This is a genomic window from Arthrobacter sp. P2b (assembly GCF_900168295.1).
GTDB lineage: Bacteria > Actinomycetota > Actinomycetes > Actinomycetales > Micrococcaceae > Arthrobacter.
Genome location: NZ_FVZL01000004.1, coordinates 264,535 through 283,890 on the forward strand (window position 1 = coordinate 264,535; position 19,356 = coordinate 283,890).

Annotated in this window: 19 protein-coding genes; 4 read left to right on the forward strand and 15 right to left on the reverse strand. The window is 66.6% G+C overall.

The window, feature by feature from the left end; genetic code table 11:
• Positions 1-11: 11 nt before the first annotated feature.
• Both B5520_RS10220 and B5520_RS10225 read left to right on the forward strand, forming a co-directional pair.
• Positions 12-1,010: a fumarylacetoacetate hydrolase family protein gene (locus tag B5520_RS10220; RefSeq protein WP_079596951.1), complete on the forward strand. Its 999-nt coding sequence runs from the start codon at positions 12-14 to the stop codon at positions 1,008-1,010.
• 1 nt (position 1,011) lies between these two features.
• Positions 1,012-1,788, forward strand: a complete 777-nt coding sequence (locus B5520_RS10225) for an SDR family NAD(P)-dependent oxidoreductase (RefSeq protein WP_079596952.1) — start codon at positions 1,012-1,014, stop codon at positions 1,786-1,788.
• An 89-nt stretch (positions 1,789-1,877) separates the two neighbouring features.
• Here B5520_RS10225 and B5520_RS10230 read toward each other — a convergent pair whose 3' ends face one another.
• The 8 genes from B5520_RS10230 to B5520_RS10265 all read right to left on the reverse strand — a co-directional run bounded on the left by B5520_RS10230 (position 1,878) and on the right by B5520_RS10265 (position 10,901).
• Positions 1,878-2,660, reverse strand: coding sequence for an SDR family NAD(P)-dependent oxidoreductase (locus tag B5520_RS10230; RefSeq protein WP_079596953.1), 783 nt, complete (start codon positions 2,658-2,660; stop codon positions 1,878-1,880).
• Between the two features lie 112 nt (positions 2,661-2,772).
• On the reverse strand, positions 2,773-3,336 hold the full coding sequence (locus B5520_RS10235) for a DoxX family protein (protein WP_079596954.1): 564 nt from the start codon (positions 3,334-3,336) through the stop codon (positions 2,773-2,775).
• 53 nt (positions 3,337-3,389) lie between these two features.
• The gene (locus B5520_RS10240; RefSeq protein ID WP_079596955.1) at positions 3,390-4,358 is read right to left on the reverse strand and encodes a LysR family transcriptional regulator; all 969 of its coding nucleotides are present in this window, start codon (positions 4,356-4,358) and stop codon (positions 3,390-3,392) included.
• Between the two features lie 49 nt (positions 4,359-4,407).
• The gene (locus tag B5520_RS10245; protein WP_079596956.1) at positions 4,408-5,628 is read right to left on the reverse strand and encodes an MFS transporter; all 1,221 of its coding nucleotides are present in this window, start codon (positions 5,626-5,628) and stop codon (positions 4,408-4,410) included.
• 193 nt (positions 5,629-5,821) lie between these two features.
• On the reverse strand, positions 5,822-7,390 hold the full coding sequence (locus tag B5520_RS10250; protein WP_079596957.1) for a GMC oxidoreductase: 1,569 nt from the start codon (positions 7,388-7,390) through the stop codon (positions 5,822-5,824).
• Between the two features lie 16 nt (positions 7,391-7,406).
• Positions 7,407-8,888 carry an MFS transporter gene (locus B5520_RS10255; RefSeq protein WP_254865539.1) on the reverse strand — a complete coding sequence of 494 codons (1,482 nt, stop codon included), beginning with the start codon at positions 8,886-8,888 and terminating at the stop codon, positions 7,407-7,409.
• Between the two features lie 187 nt (positions 8,889-9,075).
• The gene (locus B5520_RS10260) at positions 9,076-9,864 is read right to left on the reverse strand and encodes a hypothetical protein (protein WP_079596959.1); all 789 of its coding nucleotides are present in this window, start codon (positions 9,862-9,864) and stop codon (positions 9,076-9,078) included.
• Positions 9,861-10,901: a Gfo/Idh/MocA family protein gene (locus B5520_RS10265; protein ID WP_079596960.1), complete on the reverse strand. Its 1,041-nt coding sequence runs from the start codon at positions 10,899-10,901 to the stop codon at positions 9,861-9,863. The genes B5520_RS10260 and B5520_RS10265 overlap by 4 nt, the downstream gene beginning before the upstream one ends.
• Positions 10,902-11,007: 106 nt before the next feature.
• Here B5520_RS10265 and B5520_RS10270 point away from each other — a divergent pair, with 106 nt between their 5' ends.
• Positions 11,008-12,270, forward strand: coding sequence for an ROK family protein (locus tag B5520_RS10270; RefSeq protein ID WP_079596961.1), 1,263 nt, complete (start codon positions 11,008-11,010; stop codon positions 12,268-12,270).
• A 41-nt stretch (positions 12,271-12,311) separates the two neighbouring features.
• On the opposite strand, the gene B5520_RS10275 is transcribed toward B5520_RS10270, so the two are convergent.
• Positions 12,312-12,728 (reverse strand): C-glycoside deglycosidase beta subunit domain-containing protein, encoded by a 417-nt coding sequence (locus tag B5520_RS10275; RefSeq protein ID WP_079597018.1) that lies wholly within the window; start codon positions 12,726-12,728, stop codon positions 12,312-12,314.
• A gap of 68 nt (positions 12,729-12,796) precedes the next feature.
• On the opposite strand from B5520_RS10275, the gene B5520_RS10280 reads away from it, so the two are divergent.
• On the forward strand, positions 12,797-13,828 hold the full coding sequence (locus B5520_RS10280) for a restriction endonuclease subunit R (protein WP_079596962.1): 1,032 nt from the start codon (positions 12,797-12,799) through the stop codon (positions 13,826-13,828).
• Positions 13,829-14,124: 296 nt separating this feature from the next.
• Here the strand turns inward: B5520_RS10280 and B5520_RS10285 are convergent, their stop codons facing one another.
• From B5520_RS10285 to B5520_RS10310, 6 genes are read right to left on the reverse strand one after another with little or no spacing between them, the layout of a single operon-like run.
• On the reverse strand, positions 14,125-15,129 hold the full coding sequence (locus tag B5520_RS10285; protein WP_079596963.1) for a sugar phosphate isomerase/epimerase family protein: 1,005 nt from the start codon (positions 15,127-15,129) through the stop codon (positions 14,125-14,127).
• A 12-nt stretch (positions 15,130-15,141) separates the two neighbouring features.
• Complete coding sequence (locus B5520_RS10290) at positions 15,142-16,308, reverse strand: Gfo/Idh/MocA family protein (RefSeq protein WP_079597019.1); 1,167 nt, start codon at positions 16,306-16,308, stop codon at positions 15,142-15,144.
• A 17-nt stretch (positions 16,309-16,325) separates the two neighbouring features.
• On the reverse strand, positions 16,326-16,724 hold the full coding sequence (locus B5520_RS10295; protein WP_079596964.1) for a C-glycoside deglycosidase beta subunit domain-containing protein: 399 nt from the start codon (positions 16,722-16,724) through the stop codon (positions 16,326-16,328).
• An 8-nt stretch (positions 16,725-16,732) separates the two neighbouring features.
• A complete protein-coding gene (locus B5520_RS10300; protein ID WP_079596965.1) occupies positions 16,733-17,791 on the reverse strand; it encodes a sugar phosphate isomerase/epimerase family protein in 1,059 nt (352 codons plus the stop codon).
• Between the two features lie 20 nt (positions 17,792-17,811).
• Entirely contained in the window at positions 17,812-18,915 is a 1,104-nt protein-coding gene (locus tag B5520_RS10305; RefSeq protein ID WP_079596966.1) for a sugar phosphate isomerase/epimerase family protein, read from the reverse strand.
• The gene (locus tag B5520_RS10310; protein WP_079596967.1) at positions 18,912-19,307 is read right to left on the reverse strand and encodes a C-glycoside deglycosidase beta subunit domain-containing protein; all 396 of its coding nucleotides are present in this window, start codon (positions 19,305-19,307) and stop codon (positions 18,912-18,914) included. The genes B5520_RS10305 and B5520_RS10310 overlap by 4 nt, the downstream gene beginning before the upstream one ends.
• Between the last annotated feature and the right edge of the window lie 49 nt (positions 19,308-19,356).

Genomic DNA, 19,356 nt, shown 5'->3' on the forward strand with positions numbered 1-19,356 from the left:
GGAACACCCTCATGGTCAAGATCGCACGCTGGAATTACGACGGCGGCACGCAGTCCGGCTTTGTGGACGGCGGACACTGCTACGCGCTGCCCGCCGGCCAGGGCGTCCAGACGCTGTTGGACGCCGGACTGGATGAAACCCTGCGCGTTGCCGGGGAGGTTATCGGATCGGCCCCTGCCGTTCCGCTTACGGCGGTGCAGCTGCTCGCCCCGCTGGTGCCCGCCACCATCCGGGACTTCGTGGCGTTCGAGGAGCATGTCGAAGGCGTGCGGAAGAGCATCGACGGCGTGGCCGGTGTGGTGCCCGAATGGTATGAGGCGCCCACGTTCTATTTCACCAACCCGCACACGGTGACCGGCACGGGCGAGGTGATCGGTATTCCGGCGGGCTGCACGGACCTGGACTTTGAAACGGAAGTCGCCGCCGTCGTCGGACGCGTCCCCGGGAGCGATGGCAGGAACCTGACCGCCGCGGAGGCGCACCGGCACATCTTCGGCTACACCATCCTCAACGACTGGTCCGCGCGGGACCTGCAGCGGCGGGAGATGAAGGTCAGCCTCGGCCCCTGCAAGGGCAAGGACTTCGCCAACACGCTGGGCCCGTGGATTGTCACGGCGGACGAGTTCGAGGACCGGCACGACGCCGAGGGCTTCCTGCCCATCTCCATGGCCGTCGAAGTCAATGGCGAGCCCATCGGCCAGGACCTGCTCTCCAACATGGGCTGGCCCTTCGCCGAGCTCGTGGCCTACGCCTCACAGGACTCGGTGGTGCGGCCCGGCGACGTCCTGGGCTCCGGCACCTGCGGCAGCGGCTGCCTCGCCGAGCTGTGGGGACGCAACGGTTCCAAGACGCCCCCGCCCCTGGCAACCGGCGACGTGGTGAGGATGACGGTGGAAGGGATCGGCACCATCGAGAACACGGTGGGCGCCAGGCGCGAGGCCGTGACCCGTGTGGCAGCCCGCCCGAGGCCCCGCAACCGGGTTGCCGCTGCGGCTCCTTCCGGCGTCTAGGGTGGTTTCGCTCCAGCTTGAAGGGCGGACCGTGGTGGTCACCGGCGCAGGCCAGGGGCAGGGCGCGGCGGAAGCACGGCTGCTGGCGGAGGCGGGGGCCCGGGTCATCGCCACGGACCTCGCAGCCGACGCCCCGGCCGGGCTGGCGGACGTGTCTCCCGCTTCGGGCGGTGAGCTGATATACCGGCGGCTGGACGTCAGTGACGAGGCCGGTTGGTCCGGCCTCGCATCATGGATCCGGTCGCAGGGCTGGCAGGTGGACGGGCTGGTCAACAATGCCGGGATCACCCAGCGCAGCAGGCTCCTGGATGCCTTTGTGGCGGATCTGCAGAAGGTTTACGAAGTGAACGTGGCCGGCATCCTGTTGGGAATCCAGGCCCTGTCCCCGCTGATGGGCAGCGGCGCATCGATCGTCAATGTGGGCTCGGTCGCCGGGCTGACCGCCCATTATCCGGTGGCGTACACCGCGAGCAAGTGGGCGCTGCGCGGGCTCTCCCAGGTGGCGGCCATGGAACTCGGGCCTCGCGGGATCCGCGTCAACACCGTCCACCCCGGTTTTATAGAGACTCCCATGACGGCGGGCGCCAAGCCGGAGTTCCGGCAGGCCACCTTGGCGGAAACCCCGCTGGGACGTTCCGGAAGCGTGGAGGAGGTGGCCGGCGTCGTGCTCTTCCTCGTCAGCCCGCTCTCATCCTTCGTGACGGGCGCCGAGATCCCGGTGGACGGCGGCCAGTCAGGCCACGGCGGCGCCAAATCCATCTCCGACGCCCTGCGCTAGCCCCGTATCCCAACTAGGTAGCGCTAAGTGTCGTTCTGCGGGCCCAAAACGACACATCGCGCTACCTAGTTGGGGGCCACCGCAGAAACTTAGCCGGGCAGCACGGCCGACCAGCCGCCGTCGACCATCAGGTTTGCGCCGGTCACATACGAGGCCTCATCCGATGCCAGGAACAGCGCGCAGTTGGCGACTTCTTCCGGCGACCCGATCCGCCCCATCGGGATGCTGCCCGCAATGGTCCGCATGGGATGGTCCGGTGCCAGCAGGTTGCCCTCGGTGGCCCCCGTGCGGATCATGCCCGGGCTGACGGCGTTGACGCGCAGTCCATGCGGAGCGCCCTCGGCCGCGAGCTGTTTGGTCATGGCCACCACGGCGCCCTTTGTGGCGGTGTGGGCCAGCCGGCCGTTGGTCATGGAGCCGGTCACCCCCGCCGTGGAGCCCACCAGGACAATTGCACTGTTTACGGCCTGGATAAGCTGCGGCCAGAAGTACTTGACCGGCAGGAACACCACGTCCATCTCGTGCTCCACGTTCCATTTCCAGTCGGCAAAAGTGAGCTGCTCCACCGGGGCAAACCGCGTGACGGCGGCGTTGGCATAGAGAATATGGACCGGGCCGTGTTCCGCGGCGACATCCGAGGCCCACCCGGCCACTGCGGCCTCATCCGTGAGATCCACCCGGCTGCTGCTCATCCGGCCCCCGGCGGCGGTGACCGACGCAACCGTGGCCGCGGCGCCGTCGTCGTCCATGTCGCAGCCCACCACCACCGCTCCTGCCCGGGCGAAGGCGAGCGCCGCCGCCCTGCCCTGGCCGCTGGCCGTTCCGGTGATGACGGCGGTCTTGCCGGCCAGGCGCTGGCTGGAGACAGGCATAAAGGGTCCTTCCGAAAGCGTGTTTCTTCGACTTTCGCAGGGATGGGCTGGCCGGGGAACGGTCCTTTGGGTCTAGGTGGTATCTGCCGCGTGGATAGTCACAGGGACAGGTTCATCCTGCTTCGGCGGCGGTGCCTGCGCCAGGGGCTGCAGCGTCTGCGGCGAGGGCTTTGCGCCGCCGGGAAACCTGGACGGCGATGGCGGTGGGGATGGCGGCCAAAGCGGTGATCCGCATCCAGGGCCGGTCCAGGACATGGCCGGTGAGTGCATCCAGGGAGAAGGGACCTGAGCCGCCAATGGTGAACGCCGCTGCTGCCAGGCCCAGCACCGCGGGATATTCGAGGCCGCCCTCTTGGGCGAAGAAACCGTTCGGGGCGTGGACGCTGGCTGCTACGCCCATGGTGGTGGCAGCAGCGGCGCCGGCGGCAGGGGTGGCCAGGCCCAGGGCCAAGGCGAGTCCCGCTCCTGCTTCACCGACGCCCGCGAGGACGGCGCTGGGTTTTGCCGGGCGGAACCCCATGGCATGCATGCCCTTGCTGGTGCCTTCAACGCCTCCCCCACCGAACCAGCCGAAAAGTTTTTGGGATCCGTGCGCGATGAGCACCCCTCCGAGACCAACGCGGAACAGGGTCTGGGCGGCGGCGGCCGCCTCAGGGCTGGTGGTTACATTGCGCATAACAGTCCTCCTAGGGTTGCTGAGTCGCTGCCCGGCTCGGTGTGAGCACGATTCTACGTCTGCGCTGCCTCCCGCGCCTGGACAGTCACGGGGTGGGCGCTAACGGGGAAGAGCTCGTGAAGCCGGGCGCAGGAGCGCTGGACCACGGACCGCAGCCACACGCTCGCCGGATCCTCCGCCTGGGACGGGTGCCAATACATGGCCTCCACCAGGGAAGCTTCGGTGCCTTCCGAGAACTCCAGCACAACGATGTCCGCGCCGCGCTGGGCCCGGGCCGCCAGCATCCGCGGGACCATGGCCACCAGGTCCGTCCCTTCGACCAGGAGCGGCAGGGACAGGAACCCGGCCACCACGGCGGCCACGCGGCGCTGGATGCCCCGCGACTCGAACAGCTTGTCTGCCGGGGTGCTGATTCCTTCGCCGAAATAGCCGACGGCGTGCGGCACCGCGGTCAGGTCTTCGAGGGTCACGCGGGACTGCTGGAGCAGGAGATTGCCGGCGTCGGCAATGGCCACGAAGCTGTCACGGAACACCTGCTTGCTGGCACCCTGCATGTGGTACCCGGTGGGCCCCACGAGCAGGTCGATCTTCGAATAGTCGGCCATCTGGCCCTGGATCCCGGAACCGGCGGTGGGCACGAAGTCCACTGACACGCCCGGGGCTTCCTGGCGCAGGATGCCACGCAGCGGACCCACGATCAGCGCCGCCGCATAATCCGAGGCGGCGATGACGAACTCCCGCTCACTGGAGGCGGCGTCGAAACCGGACCGCACGCGTGTGGCCCGCTGGATGTGAAGCATGGCTTCATCAACCAGCGGGACCAGGGACTGCGCAAAGGGCGTGAGGTCGTAGGTGCGGCCGTTCCGCACCAGGAGTTCGTCGTCGAAGTGGCGCCGGAGCCGGGCCATCGCAGCACTGGTGGCGGGCTGGCTGAGCTGGAGCCGCTCCGCTGCCCGGGAGATGTTCCGCAGTTCAAGCAGGACCTGCAGGTGGGGCAGCAGGTTCAGGTCCAGGTTCTTCATACCCACAGGTTATCCATGCCCGCAGTGCGGCCTTTGCGATACCGGGCTTCTAATGGGTGGCGGGCGCCATCCGGGGTCCCCGGACCAGGACAGCCAGGAGTGCCACCGCGCACGCGATTCCCAATCCGCCCAGGGCAAGGCTGAGGCTGCCGGTTGCCGCCGCGGCGGCGCCAAGGACGATGGGCGTCAGGAACTGGCCGATGAACAGTGTTCCGGTCCAGATGCCGGTGCCACGCCCGCGCTGCTGGAATTCAAGGCCGTTGACGGCCCAGGTCAGAAGGGTGGGCAGCAGCACTCCGGTTCCCGCGCTGGCAACCACCGCCCCCGCGATGGCCAGCGGCACGGTCCCCGCGACGGAGACCAGGGAAAGTCCGACGGCGGCCAGCCCGAAGGCGAGCGCCAGCAGGTTCCGCGTGCCGAGCTTCGCGAGGAAGCGGAAGGAGATGGCGCCTGCCGCGGTGGCCAGGGACGCGATGGCCGCTGCGAGTCCAATGAGGGCTGCGTCGCCCACGCCCAGTCCCGTGATGACGTACGGCAGGTGGACGATGAGTGCGTAGAACACGATGCCGCCGAACAGCGTCACTGCGGCCGGGGCACCGATCTGCCGCCATGGCACCGGCGTCCTTTCCGCCGTCGTGCGCTGGCTCTTTGCCGGCTCCCACAGCTTGAAGACCATGGGGATGACGATCACGGCGCTGACCGCGTAGAGCCAGAACGGCGTCCGCCAGCTGATGCTGCCCAGGGCGCCGCCGAGGGCAAAGAACGCGGTGGCCGCGAGCGCGCTGACCATGGTCTGCAGGCCGAGGTATTTGTTCCGCTGTTCGCCCGCGTAGTAGTCGGTGATGAGCGTGGTGCAGCAGGTCATGATGGCCGCTTCCGCAATTCCGACGCCCACCCTGGACAGTGCGATGGACTCGAGCGTGTCCAGCCACAGCGGCGCGGTCCCGAACGCGGCGTAGGCCAGCATGGCGAAGACCAGCAGCTGCTTGCGGCCCACCCTGTCGGCAAGGTAGCCGGCAAGCGGTGAGAAGAGTGCCACGAACAGTGCGGGCAGCGTGAGGGTCAGCGGTACCAGGATGGCAACGCCGGGGGTGTCCGCGAACGCCTGGTTCAGGGTGGGGAGGATGGGCGCCAAAAGGACGGCGCCGAGCACCGGCATGCAGCTGCCGGCAACCAGGAGGGTTGCCTGCAGCCGCCCTGCCGTGCGCGGCGCTGAGGTGTCCGAGGCCTCATTCCTGGTCCCGGTGTCCGTGAGCTGAATATTCTCCATTGAATTTTCCTTAGCCTCTTGATGGTCACGGAGGGATCAGCGCGGTTCAGGCGCTGAAGAGTGACTTCCCTCACTGTGGCAACCGTTGGACTATCGGGGAATCATGGATTTGGGATAGCTGATATCCACGGAACGGATGGCAGGACGAAGCTGCGCCCGTGCGACTGCTTCCCCGCGGGAGCCTCCAGACAGATCAGGCCCCCAGTTCTTCTGCCACCTTCCGTGCGCCCCGGACCGCGATCGCCACGCTCATCAGGGTGGGGTTCATCGCCGTAGCCGTTGGAATCAGCGCATTGCCGCCCACCACCAGGTTCCTGTAGCCCCACACCCGGGACCACGGATCTGCCACTGAAGTGCCGTCGTCGATGGCGCCCATCCGCATGGTGCCCTGGTAGTGGAGGCTCGAACCGTTGGGCATCAGGCGCGGCTCGGCAACAAAGACGCCAAGGGCCTTCCCGGCACGGCGCAGCCGCTCTGTGGCCTGGGCAATCTCCACATTTTCCCGCTCGGTGAGCTCGTATTCGATGGTCATGTTGGGGAATCCCCGGTAGTCCGGCTCGTTGTCGTCGAAGGTGACCGCATCTTCATACCGGGGGTGCTTGCGCATGCCGTAGCCCATGTTGACGTAGCCCCACGGGTTCTGTGAATTAGGTGTTCCCGGCTCCATCGGGAAGGGCGTGGTCTCCGAGTACATGACCTGGACGGAGAAGGGGTGCTCCGGCTCGGAGAACGGGATGCGGTTGACCGCGGCAACGGGATCAACCGGGTTCAGCGCACGCCGGGCGAGTTCGGCGTCGAGGTCCGCCTCGGTGGCGAACCGCCCCATCTTGTCGGCATCCAGGGCAACTGTGGAGATGACCACCGGATGTTCGGTGAGGTAGTGGCCCAAGGCTTTCGGCCGGATCCCGGAGGCCCACAGGAGCTGCGGGGAGCGGAAGGCATCGGCGGCAACCACAACCATGTCCGCTGCCACGAATGACGTGTCCCCCGTCCGCAGGTCCTGGACGGTGACCCCGGTGACCCGTTGCCCGTCCAGTTCCACCCGGCGGACCAGGGTGAGGTCGCGGAGTTCGAACTGTTTCGAGAGCGGACTGTCCCTGTCTACGAGCGGGCCGAGGACGACGTCAGCACCCGCCCAGCGCATGGACCCGTCAGGCTGCGGATCCCCGGCCACGGGAAGGGTGCCCACCCCATAGCCTTCCGGCAACTCCGCACCGAACTCTTCATCGAGGAGGGACCGGATGGCCTCGCCGACTTTGGAATCGGCGAAGGCGGCGCTGTGGACGTGCAGCAACTGCTTGGCGTCCTCAATCAGCCCGTCCCATTCGTCGTCCGCGATGAAGGGGATCTTTTCGCTGAAGGCGGGCGACGGCGTCGCGCAGGTCCAGTGCGCACCCTGGCCGCCGACGTTGGTGGCCGCAGCCGCTGCCGGGAAGGATGGGGCATGGGCGGAGCCGGCGCCCCCGAAGTCCAGCAGGTGGGTGCCCTGGCGGGCGGTGAACATGCCCTCGGTGACGGTTCCGGCCGGGATGCCGAGCGATTCCCGGTACGCGCCGGCCTGCGGCCCCTGGGACATTTCCCGGGCACGGGCCTTTTCGGCGGCATCCGGGACGTTGCGGACGCTCTCGCCCGGGACTTTGGTGAGTTGCGGCCCGGCTTCGAACATGATGACCCGGGCGTTCGGGACCTGCTCCACGAGCAGCCGGGCGTAGGTGGAGCCGATGGGCCCGCTGCCGACGATGGCAATGGTGGGGTTGGACATGATGTCTCCTTTGAAATCAGGCCGAAAGGGATTCGGAAGGTGAGGGGGCGGCGGGAACGGGTTCGTCGGAGAGGCGGCCCTGCGGAAGCAGGACAGCCGCGGCGATTCCCACCACATAGGCGGCCGCCAGGGCGATGAAGACCGGGGTGAAGACCGAGCTGTAGATCTGCGCCACATTGGCCTGGACGTCCGGCGCGGCCCCGTGGACCAGCTGCGGGGTCAGGGTTGAAGCGTCGAGGCCTGCCGGCAGGAGGGCGGCCACGCCGAAGCCGATGACGCCGCCGATGATCGCCGTCGCCACTGTTGATCCCACCTGGCGCACCAGGTTGACGGTTGCGGTGATGGTGCCGGTCTGGCTTGCCGGCACGGCTCCCTGGACCACGGCGACGATCAGGCTCATGAAGGCACCGGTGCCAATGCCCACCACACCCATCACCACCATGGGAACCCACAGCGGAAGCCCCGCAGGCAGCAGGGCCATCGCGAACAGCCCGGCGGCTCCCAGCGAGGTTCCCAGGATCGGGAAGATCCGGTACCGGCCGGTCCGGCTGGCCAGCCATCCGGTGAGCAGGTTGCTGATCAGCATGCCGAACACGGTGGCGATGGGAACGAGGCCGGACACGGTGGCCGTGGTCCGGTAGGCCATCTGGACGTACGTGGGGAGGTAGGCAGTGATGGAGAAGAGCCCGACGCCGATAATCGCCGAGAGCGCGGTGCCCGCCGCAATGGTCCGGTTGGCAAAGAAGTGAAGCGGCAAGATGGGCTCGGGGGCGCGGCGCTCGATAAAGAAGAACGCCACAAAGCCCAGGATGCTGACCGTGAGTGCAGCAGCTGTGGCAAGGCCTGCGCTGCGTTCCGCAGCCCAGGTGACTGCGAGTACAAGGGCCACCAGCGAGGCAGTGAAAACTGTCGCCCCGGCAACGTCAAAGTGCCGGGGCGCAGGGCCTGGTTCCAGGTGCGGCACAGCAATCAGCGCAAGGGCCAGGGCCGCCGCACCAACGGGGATATTGATCCAGAAAACCCACTGCCAGCCCCAGTAGTCAGTGATGGCGCCGCCAAGCACCGGCCCCACCAGGATGGCGATGGGGAAGGCCGCGCCGATGATGGCCATGTAGTGGGGGCGTTCACGCTGTGTGGTGACCCTGGCAATGATGGTCTGGGACATCAGCTGCAGGCCGGCGGAGCTCATCCCCTGCAGGACACGCGCGGCGATGAGCCACGCCATGTCTGTCGCGAAACCGCAGGCCAGGGAGGCGGCGAGGAACATCACCAGCGAGCCGATAAAGATCCGCCGGGCGCCCAGGACATCACCGAGCTTGCCGAGAACCGGCAGCAGCACGGTGCTGGCGAGGGTGTATCCCACCACAACCCAGCTCATCAGCTTCAGCGCGCCCAGCTCACCGGCGATGGTGGCCAGCGAGGTGGATACCACTGTGTGGTCCAGGGCCCCGAGGAAGGAGACCGTGAGCAGGGAGATTACAAGGAGACGGAGTCTCAAAGGCGAAAGTGGCATAGTGATCTACCCGAACGATCGGGCCGTCGACGCGACGTGGTGTGCCTCCGGCGCACCATCACGCCGGAGAACGGGTCCGGCAGGAACCCCGGCGCCACTTCCATGATACCCGACTTTAGTCGTAAAACAACATAAGAGTGCAGGAATAAAGCATGGACGAATGGCGGTGCTCCTAAGCATGGCGCAGTGCCCATGCCAGGGCCATGTCCTGGAGCAGCTCATCCAGGTCAGCTTCCTCATTACCCGACAGGCAGGCGTCGAGAGCCCGGCGAAGCGCCAGGCGTGCTGATGATTCGTAACGCTCAGGTGCCCGCAGCGCCCCTTCCCCCGTGAAGGTCTCCACCCGGGTCAGCCCGGCAGGCTGGTCCACGGTCACTTCAGTGCGCACCTCGCCAAGGGCCAGCACGTGGAGCAGGCCTCCTTCATGAGGTCCACCGACAGGAGTCCCCAGAACGGTGGCGGGGGCAGAACCGGCACCCTCCGAATCCAGCAACGCCATCCTGCCCTGCGGTGTGGACATTCCCGCGCTCAGCGCCAGGGGTGTCCCGGCAAGGCACCGGGCCCAGCCGAAGCCATCGAGGATGGCGCCGTCCAGGCCGGCAACCGGAGCGGCACATTCAACGGTGACCAGGCGGGCCGGACTGCCCCGGCGTGCCCGGACCGCATCGGCTGCAGCATCGGGACGCAGGCGGGGCCGCTCAATGATCACCGGAATGTCACGCGGCCACGCTTGGGAGGCAAGAGCATCCTGCTGGAGCATTGCCGGGTCGGCAAGCACCACCGCCGACGCTCCCGCGGCCCGGGCGGCCAGCATGCCCTGCCACCAATCCCCCACTCCAGGCACCACCACCACCGCACCCCGCATGTCCTCCGCGAGTGCAGCACTGACGGGAAGCTCGGCAACAGCGGCGGTGTAGGCCGGCAAGGCGGTGACGACGCCGAATGCGCCATCCCGGCTCATTGCGTCACCCCTGCCAGGACTTTGGCTGCCGCAGCGTCGGCCAGCCCGAAGGCAAACAGCGAGTCCGCCAGCAGTTCGTCGTACTCCACGGGGGCATCACCTTCCAGGAGCGAGGCAAGCAGGCGCCACTCGGCCACATAGCCGTCTTCCTCATCGCGCGGGTACTCCGTCCACTGCCCGTCCACGCTGCGCACCCGGACGGCAGCGCTTCCGGCATGGACGAAGGCGGGCGGAAAGTCCACCTCGATGCGGTCATGGGTGGTGGCGATGTTCATCCGCCAGAGGGCATCCGGCCCTTCAGGCAGCATGGTGAGTGCCAGTTGGACCAGGACTCCGCCGGCCCGGTAGCCCACCTGGTAGCCGATGGGCGCAACGATCCTGGCGTAGAGAATGTCATCGATGCCGGGCGCGATGTCCCGCACGGCAGGAAGATCATGGATCGCGAGCCCGGTCAGAAGCTGCCGCAGGACATCTGCCGCCACCGTGGGGTTGCCAAGGTCGGGGCGCCCCCGCCGGGCAGCCTGCAGGGAACCGCCCTCGGCCACGAGCCGGTGGTACCTGTCGTTCGGAGGCAGCGCCAGGGTCACGGAGATGGCCTGCACCCGGCCCTCCAAGGCGACAAGATGGTGTTTTGCGCGCCCCCAGGCAGCATCAAACAAGTGGTTCGTTCCCACCAGCAGGAGTGTGCCCGCGGCCCGGCATGCAGCAATGACGTCATCGGCTTCCTGCCTGCTGGTGGCCAACGGCTTCTCGCAGAAGATGGCTCGCTTGCCGGCGGCCACCGCGCCGAGGATCTGGCGGGCATGTTCAGCGGGCGGGCTGCAGACGGCCACCACATCCACCGCCGGATCGGCGAGGAGGTCCGCCTCCCCCTCCGACCAGCGTGCGCCGAGCCTTTCCGCAAGTACCTGCGCGCGGCCGCTCCCCGCGTCGGCAATATGGACCACCTTGTACAGGTCCCCCAGGCGTCCCAGCACCGGCAGATGCAGGGCGGCAACGCCGGGCCCGGCTCCCAGTATCCCCACGTTCCAAGGCATCGTTGCCTCCTCACTTTTGTCTCTATTATTCATAAGTAAGGACGCTTCTGGCTATAGTCGTGCTTAACCGCACCTTAGTCGGCCGATCTATGTGAGAATTGTTGGCATGACCACAGACTCCACCCTCCGCTTTGGAGCACAGACGGATGAAGTGACGAGCCTCCTGCGGATCGTCAACCTGGTGCGAACGGGCGAGGCCACCACGCGGCCCGAAATCGGCAAGGTTACCGGGCTCGGCAGGGGCGTTGTCAGTCAACGCGTCGATCAGGCCATCTCGATGGGCTTCCTCGGCGAGGGCGACTTCGGAGCCTCGTCCGGCGGCCGCGCACCCCGGACCCTCCGCTTTCGCGCAGAGCAGGGACACATCGTGATCTGCGCCCTTGGGGCGGCTCATATCAGGGTTGGCGTAGCCGCGCTCGACGGCGACATCCTGGAACACACGCACCGCACCTGGGACATCGCGCAGGGTCCGGAGAAAACCATCGAGGCCGTCATGGCCCTCGTGGAAAAAGTGCTCGGGCAGCACCCCGCCGTGCCGGTCTGGGGTGTCGTGGTGGGCCTCCCCGGACCAGTGGATTTCGCCTCGGGCCAGCCTGTGGCACCTCCCATCATGCCCGGCTGGAACGGCTTCGACGTCCGCACGCCCTTTGAGGAACGGTTCACCGCGCCCGTGTGGGTGGATAACGACTCCAACCTGCTTGCCCTCGGCGAACGCGCCCGCCGGCGCGACTCACTCGCGGACCTCATCTACTGCAAGATCGGCTCGGGCATCGGAGCCGGCCTGCTGTCCAAGGGCAGGATCCACCGCGGTGCCAACGGCGCGGCAGGCGACATCGGCCATGTCCGGGTTTCCGACTCCGATGTCCAATGCCGCTGCGGCAAGACCGGCTGTCTGGAAGCCGTTGCCGGCGGCTGGGCACTGGTCCGGGACGCAGAAGAGGCCATCAAGGAAGGCGTGAGCACTTCCCTTGCCGCGCTGGCGAAGAAGGGAAGGCTTTCCCTCGAGGAGATCACCCTTGCAGCCCAGGCGGGCGACTCCCTGGCCATCACCCTCGTCCAGAAGTCGGCGCGCGTGGCGGGCGAGACTATCTCGGCGCTGGTGAACATGTTCAACCCCGGGGTTATTGTCATCGGCGGTGCCATGGGTTCGGCCGGCGAGGTTTTCCTTGCCGAAGTGCGCCAACGCGTCTACGAACTGTCACTGCCGCTGGCCACCCGGGACCTCACCATCACCCTCTCCGTCAACGATGAGCGCGAACCGCTCCGGGGAGGAGCCGAACTGGCCCGGGAGCAACTGTTCGATATCACCTTCCCGCGCTGGTTCGCGGACGGACGGCCGTCGCCGGAACGGGTTGCCCTCTCCGCTTAACGTTCCGCCGCCTTGAGGTTCCGCCCCGGAAGGACCCCTCCTCAGGCCACGTCGCGGGACACGCTGGGGACCGGCGCCCCGTCAAGTTCCAGGCGGGCGTCCAAATGGAATGGCAGGACCAGCGGCGAGCCGGGACGTGCCTGCAGGTAGGGCACCATCAGCCGGAAGTCGACGGCAACGGTGTGCGGCCCGCGCGGAAGTTTACGCCGGCCTGCCAGGACGAGCCTGTCCTGGACGAACCACCAGCCGGACTCTGCCTGCAGCGCATCAGGGTGTACGGCGCGGGACCCGAGCATCACCGCCAACTCCCCCGGCGCCAGCGGACCGCCGTCGACGTCCACGGACAGGCCGGCAACGCTGGACAGTGGCATTGAACGGATCCACGGCAGGCCAAGGCGGAGCTCAAAGCCTCCCGGAGTGGCGGTCAGCGCATCTTCGCGCAAAGCGGTTTCCAACATGGCTTCCATCCTTTATCCTGAATCTGACATAAGTTTGTCATTAACAAGCATAAAGGGGAAGACGCCCTATGGCTTCTGAAATTCCAAGCGGCTGGACGTTCTGCGCCAGCTCCTTCAACTGGACGCCGGGCATCATCGCTGCCCGGCGGACGGCCCAGGACATCGTCACCGGCATAGCGGACTCGGTGGTGAAGACAGTAGAGCTCGAGCCCGGGCTGGTGTGGAGGTCCTTCCCCGCTCCGCAGAACGACGAGGTGGACGGCCTGCGGGAAGCCCTGGCGGCAAAGGGCGCATCTATCAGCATCGTTGGGGCCAGCCTGGACGACTTCACGTCGCCCACGGACCGCCGCTCCCTGCAGCAGCGCCTGGATTTCCTGGTCCCCCAGATCCATGCCGCGCACCGTGTTGGAGCCCGCGGAGTCCGGCTCCCGATCGGGCAGGCAGGGACGGAACTCCTCACGCGGTTCCAGCCTCTCCTGCACGAGCTCGACCTGGTGCTGTACGAGGAAATACAGGGGCAGCAGGCTCCCGGAAGCCCCGCCGTCGAACCTGCCCTGGAGGCGATCGCCGCGCTCGGTGATGACCACGTCCGGGTGCTCGTGGACATCAGCATGCTGATGCCGGCCCTTCCGGTCACCTACCTCGAGGAGCTGCGGCAGGGCGGTGTTTCCCTGGATCTGCTGGCGCGCCTGCAGAATGACTGGCGGGATCCCGCCACCCACGACGCCGTCACCGCCCTGCTCCGTTCAGGGAACGTGCCGCCGCGGATGCACACCCTCTTTATGAACCTGATCATCCGATTTGGCCGCAGTGACGCTGCCGACCTGCAGGGCATCCTGCCCCTGGTGGGCGCCTTCCACCTGAAGTTCTGGGACCTGGACGACGACGGCGGGCGGGTTTCGCAGCCGCTGCGGGACCTGGGCGCCCTCCTGCGCCGTAACGGCTTCAGCGGCACGCTGACCAGCGAGTGGGGCGGCCACGAGTGGCTGCAGGATGACCCCACGGAGATCACCCGGCGGCACCTGGCGCTGGCGGAAGCAGCACTGGTCGAACCTTTCCCATCGGCGGTTGAGCCCGTCGAAACCCTGCTCGGTAGCTGAAGAATCCGGATTCCCGGGTTGAAGGAAAACGCTCCATCACTTCCTGCCGCTTTTTTGGCAACGCTCCATCACCTCCCGCGGCTTTCCCGGCAACGCTCCATCACCTCCCGCCGCTTTCCTTGCAGGAGCTGATAGAGGGTTCCCCGATTCCTTGCAGGAGCTGATAGAGGGTTCCCGGATTTGTTGCAGGAGCTGATAGAGGGTTTCCGGATTTGTTGCAGGAGCTGATGGCGGGTCGGTGGCTGGCACACAAAGAACCGGTCCTGGATGTCCAGGACCGGTCCATTTGCTTTTACCTATTTCGTGCTGAAGGCGGCGTCGAAAGCTGCCGCGGAGGGCTCGTAGCTGGAGAGCCTCAGCACAAAAGCCAGTGCCTCGGGGGCGCCGTCCAGGCGGTCCATGCCGGCGTCCTCCCACTCCACGGACAGCGGGCCGCGGTAGCCGATGGAGTTCAGCATCCGGAACGCGTCCTCCCAGGGCACGTCGCCGTGGCCAGTGGAGATGAAGTCCCAGCCGCGGCGCGGATCAGCCCATGCCAGGTGGGATGACAGCCGCCCGTTGCGCCCGTTGCTGAGCCGCTTCTTCGTGTCCTTGCAGTGCACGTGGTAGATCCGGTCCTTGAAGTCCCAGAGGAACCCGACGGGGTCGATGTCCTGCCACACCATGTGGCTCGGGTCCCAGTTCAGCCCGAAGGCCTCGCGGTGCCCGATCGCCTCCAGCGCCCGCTGCGTGGTCCAGTAGTCGTACGCGATCTCGGACGGGTGCACCTCATGGGCAAAGCGGACACCGACTTCGTCGAAGACATCGAGGATGGGGTTCCACCGGTCGGCGAAGTCCTGGTAGCCGGCGTCGACCATCTTTTCGGAGGCGGGCGGGAACATGGCCACGTACTTCCAGATGGACGAGCCCGTAAACCCGGTTACCGTCTTCACGCCCAGTTTCGCGGCGAGCCGCGCGGTGTTCTTCAGTTCCTCGGCGGCGCGGCGGCGCACTCCTTCAGGATCGCCGTCGCCCCATACGGCGTCCGGCAGGATGCCGCGGTGCCGTTCGTCGATGGGGTCGTCGCAGACAGCCTGGCCCTTAAGGTGGTTGGCAATGGTCCATACCTTCAGGCCGTGGCGTTCGAGGATGTCCAGCTTGCCCTGCACGTAGGCGTCGTCGTCCCAGCGCCAAGGGTCCAGGTGGTCACCCCAGCAAGCGATTTCAAGCCCGTAGTAGCCCCACTCGCCTGCGAGCCGTGCCACCTCCTCGAATGGCAGGTCGGCCCATTGGCCGGTGAACAGAGTGATAGGTCGTGCCATGTATTTCCCCTCCTACCGGACCTGCGCCGGAACGTCAGCGGCAACACGGGTCCAGGCTGAATCATTGTCGGAACTTCGTTCGACGGCGTCGAGCACCCGCTGCACCCTCAGCCCGTCAGCGAATGTCGGGTGCGGGTCCGTGCCGGCCACAATGCCCTCCACGAGGTCCATGACCTGGTGCGAGAATCCGTGCTCGTAGCCGAGCATGTGACCGGCAGGCCACCACCCGGAGACGTAGGGATGCTCCGCTTCGGTGACCAGGATCTTTCGGAAGCCCTGGCGGTCACTGGGCGCCGTGCGGTTGTAGAACTGGACACTGTTGAGATCCTCCAGGTCGAAGGCAAGGGCGCCCTTGTCCCCCGAGACCTCGATCTGCAGCGCGTTCTTCCGTCCTGTGGCGAAGCGCGAAGCCTCGAACGACGCCAGGGCCCCGGATTCGAAGCGGCCGGTGAAGATGGCGATATCGTCCACGGTCACCTTGCCCATGCCCACGCCGGCAGTGCCGGAAAGCCCGCTGCCGGAATCGAGCAGGGGGCGCTCCTTGACGATGGTGTCGATGGTGCCGGACACCTTCTCCAGGTTCAGCCCGGTGACGAACTGGGCCAGGTCGATGGCGTGTGCCCCGATGTCCCCCAGCGCGCCGGAACCGGCGTGCTCCTTCTGCAGGCGCCAGGCCAGCGGCATGTCAGGATCAACGAGCCAGTCCTGCCGGTACGAGGCACGCACCTGGTTGACCGTCCCCACAGCACCCTCAGCGATCAGGTTGCGCAGGAAGGTGACGGCCGGGACGCGGCGGTAGGTGAAACCCACCATCGCCCGGATGCCCTTTGCGGCCGCCCGCTCCGCCGCTTCGGCCATCGCCTCGGCTTCGGCCACCGTGTTGGCCAGCGGCTTCTCGCAGAGCACGTGCTTGCCCGCTTCTAGCGCGGCGATCGCAATCTCTGCGTGGGAATCACCCGGGGTGACAATGTCGACGACGTCGATATCGTCCCGCGCGACCACCTCGCGCCAGTCTGTGGCTGACTCAGCCCAGCCCCACTTGTGGGCCGCCGCAGCCACCGCGTCGGCTTTCCGGCCTACAATAACGGTCATTTCCGGCTCCGCCGGCAGATCAAACACGCGTGGGGCCGTGCGCCAGCCCTGGGAGTGGGCGGCACCCATAAAGCCGTAGCCGATCATGGCCACGCGCAGGGTGTTCACGCCAGCACTACCTTGCGCTCAACCGCCACCCGGTTTCCGACGTAGCGCATGGGTGCGATCTGCATGTAGAGCAGGCGGAGGGTAAGGATGACTTCGACGTCGATTTCCTCGCCGGCGTCGGGGATGCGGTCCAGCGGGATGATCACATCGGGCTTATCGGCGACGAACCACAGGGTTTCCCACTGTTCGGGAAGTTCCGCGATGGAGTAGGACTTTCCCTGGAGTTCGAAGCGGAGGGCTTCCTTGGGGATCGCCACGCCGTTGACGGTGGCCGCAACATCGTCCACGGCGGACAGCCAGAGGCTGCGGTACCAGGGCAGTTGCACGGACACCGTAATGCCCTCGGGGTGCCTGCGGACGTCGGCGTCCTGGAACAGGGAGTTGTGGGTTGCCATGGCTTTCCTTACTTCGCAGTCTCGACGAGGGCCGGGTTGGAAACAGTTGCATCAACGGATTCTTCGATGGCGCGGCGCATCAGCGCGTGCTGCTTCTTCACCAGGTCAATGGGGTCCGATTCGCCCAGGTCGGCGAAGGCGTGGCCTTCCCATTCGCTGGAGAGGAATCCTTTGTAGCCGCCCTTGACGAACTGGCGCACGATGCGCGGGATGTCCATGGCTGGCTCGTTGCCGTTCTCGTCGATGTCGTAGAACTTCGCGTGCACGTGGAACATCTGCGGCATGATGTCCAGCCATTCCTCCGGCGGAACCAGTCCGTGCATGTTGAACGCCAACCGGGTGAAGGGGCCCAGCCGGGCGGGATCGAAGTTGTTGTCGCGCAGGTAGTCCTCGAACTCCTGGTTCCGCTCCTGCATCGGCAGCGGCTTGCGCCAGATGTCCTGCATGACCGCAAAGTGCTCCTCGGGCAGGCCCATCTGGGTCAGGGTGCGGAACAGCGTGGGCGACAGGCTGTGCATGGTGGAACTGAAGTCTGCCGTGAAGCCCAACCGGTCGCTGCCGAGCTCCTCATACATCTCGCGGATCTGCAGGATCTTGGGATCGTTCGGGCCCTGGGGCGCGTGGATCTCGTAGCCGAGCTTCTGGTCGTACTTCTCGGCCAGCGGAAGCAGCCGGCGGAGCAGTTCCTTGCCGGCGGACCGGATGACGATCTTGTTGAAGCCCAGCGTGTTGGCGGTCTTGAGCTGCCTGGCGAAGAAGTCGTACTCCTCGTCCGGCGTCATGTCCCGGTCCTTGCGGCGGCCCATGTCCAGGTTGGTGCCCACGGCGCTGGGGGTCAGGCCGTAGCGGTCCATGCTGTCCCGCCACAAGCGGACAAAGTCCTCGTCCACATCGGGGTAGGTGCGCAGCATCTGGGCGATGTTGAACTCGACGCCGGGGCCGAGACCTTCATCGGCGACGGCCTTGATGAGCGTCTCCGGCGTGTAGAGCCCGGCGGCGAACTCGGAGGTGAGTGAATAGAGGGTGATGCCAAGCTCGATGCCCGAGCCTGCGATGCCTTCTGACATGTGTGTTGTTTCCTTCGTTGTCAGCCGCGGACGGGCTGGGCGAGGTGGCTGCTGAGGATGCGGCGCGCTTCTGCGGCGTCGGTGATCATGGCCGAGCCGGCGTCAGCCGCGGCAGAGCGCTGGACGGCCTGCTCGGCGCGGATGATGTCGAACGGGTCCTGCCAGTTGTTCCAGTGCCAGCCTTCGTATTCGCTGGAAATGGCACCGGTGTAGCCGTTTTCCACGAGCTGGCGGACCAGGCCGCGCACCGGAACCGACGGCTCCTCGCCGTTTTCGTCGATGCCGAAGAACTTGCCGTGCACGTGGCGGACCCACGGCATGATTTCCAGCCAGGTGTCCAGCGGTGCGGGACCGAACAGCCCCGTTCCGTTGATGCCGAAGTCGATCCCCAGATCCGGCCGGCCGTTGCGGGCGGCCAGGGCGATGAAGGCACCGAAGCGCTCACCATGGACCTTCTGGGTGTTGGGCGGACCTTCTGCGTAGAAGCCGTTCCACAGCTCAACAACCTGCCGGAGCAGGTCCTCGGATGCACCACGGCGGCGGTAGGCCTCCAGCAGGGAGGGGGCAAAGCCGGTGACGGTGGCACCCCAGTCGGCGGTGAAGCCCAGCAGCGGGGAATCGAGCTTTTCGTAGCGGTCGCGGAGGGCAAGGACCCGCTCGTGGGCGCCGTGCTGGTCAGCGTGGACTTCGAGTGCCAGGGTAACGCCGTACTTTTCGGCGACCGGCAGCAGGCTTTCCATGGCGTCGGGTGTCAGCGAGATCTGCACGCGGGCAATCGGGAAGCCGAGCCTGGCCGCCACCTCGATCTGCTTGCGCATGTATTCGACCAGTTCGTCGTGGTTCATCAGCCGGTCCCGGCGGATGCCGGTGTCAACGTTGACCGCGAGGGACGTGGGGACCAGGTCCACCTCAGCCACCAGGTCGCGGAACTGGCCCACGAAAGCGTCGTCGATGCGGTCCGGGAAGCCCCGGAGGCTGGAGAATCCAATGACCTCAAGCCCCGGACCAAAACCCTCGGCCGCTACCTTGCGGATCAGGCCATCGAGGTCGTACTGCCGCGCGTGGAAGGCGCGGGTGAAGCTGTAAAGGGTGACGCCCTGGATCGGCGTTCCGAGGCTGGTCATCGCGATGCCACCTTCATGGTCTTGGTGTCGTGCTCTTCGATGTGCAGCACGCCGTGGTCGGTGATGATGTACGGGATGTAGAGCTTCAGGTCCACCCGGACCTCGTGCTCTCCATCGGCATCCTGGACGGGAAGGTCGCCGGAGAGGATGGCCGAATCCAGCGGGTACCACCATTCGCCGGTCTCATCCACGAGCTCCTCGAACCTGAACGTCCGGTTGTTCATGGTCCAGCGCAGGCTGTCCTCGGGAGCGGCAACGCCGTCTATGGTCAGTGCTGCGCCGGCGATGCATGAGCCCGGAAGGGCCCGGTACCAGGGGATGCGAACTTCGACGGCGGTACGGCCGTCCTGGGTACTGAGTGTTCCCTGCTCGATTATGCGGTCGGCGATCATCGAGACCTCCTTGTCTGCGGCATGCCTTGCCGGTGAATGAAATGCCTGT

Coding starts and splice junctions, on each gene's coding strand:
- B5520_RS10220 (WP_079596951.1), top strand. CDS start 12: ATGGTCAAGATCGCACGCTGGAATTACGACGGCGGCACGCAGTCCGGC.
- B5520_RS10300 (WP_079596965.1), bottom strand. CDS start 17,791: ATGTCAGAAGGCATCGCAGGCTCGGGCATCGAGCTTGGCATCACCCTC.
- B5520_RS10310 (WP_079596967.1), bottom strand. CDS start 19,307: ATGATCGCCGACCGCATAATCGAGCAGGGAACACTCAGTACCCAGGAC.
- B5520_RS10245 (WP_079596956.1), bottom strand. CDS start 5,628: ATGGAGAATATTCAGCTCACGGACACCGGGACCAGGAATGAGGCCTCG.
- B5520_RS10230 (WP_079596953.1), bottom strand. CDS start 2,660: ATGCCTGTCTCCAGCCAGCGCCTGGCCGGCAAGACCGCCGTCATCACC.
- B5520_RS10240 (WP_079596955.1), bottom strand. CDS start 4,358: ATGAAGAACCTGGACCTGAACCTGCTGCCCCACCTGCAGGTCCTGCTT.
- B5520_RS10235 (WP_079596954.1), bottom strand. CDS start 3,336: ATGCGCAATGTAACCACCAGCCCTGAGGCGGCCGCCGCCGCCCAGACC.
- B5520_RS10295 (WP_079596964.1), bottom strand. CDS start 16,724: ATGGCAACCCACAACTCCCTGTTCCAGGACGCCGACGTCCGCAGGCAC.
- B5520_RS10265 (WP_079596960.1), bottom strand. CDS start 10,901: ATGCCTTGGAACGTGGGGATACTGGGAGCCGGGCCCGGCGTTGCCGCC.
- B5520_RS10275 (WP_079597018.1), bottom strand. CDS start 12,728: ATGTTGGAAACCGCTTTGCGCGAAGATGCGCTGACCGCCACTCCGGGA.
- B5520_RS10250 (WP_079596957.1), bottom strand. CDS start 7,390: ATGTCCAACCCCACCATTGCCATCGTCGGCAGCGGGCCCATCGGCTCC.
- B5520_RS10285 (WP_079596963.1), bottom strand. CDS start 15,129: ATGGCACGACCTATCACTCTGTTCACCGGCCAATGGGCCGACCTGCCA.
- B5520_RS10305 (WP_079596966.1), bottom strand. CDS start 18,915: ATGACCAGCCTCGGAACGCCGATCCAGGGCGTCACCCTTTACAGCTTC.
- B5520_RS10280 (WP_079596962.1), top strand. CDS start 12,797: ATGGCTTCTGAAATTCCAAGCGGCTGGACGTTCTGCGCCAGCTCCTTC.
- B5520_RS10290 (WP_079597019.1), bottom strand. CDS start 16,308: ATGATCGGCTACGGCTTTATGGGTGCCGCCCACTCCCAGGGCTGGCGC.
- B5520_RS10260 (WP_079596959.1), bottom strand. CDS start 9,864: ATGAGCCGGGATGGCGCATTCGGCGTCGTCACCGCCTTGCCGGCCTAC.
- B5520_RS10270 (WP_079596961.1), top strand. CDS start 11,008: ATGACCACAGACTCCACCCTCCGCTTTGGAGCACAGACGGATGAAGTG.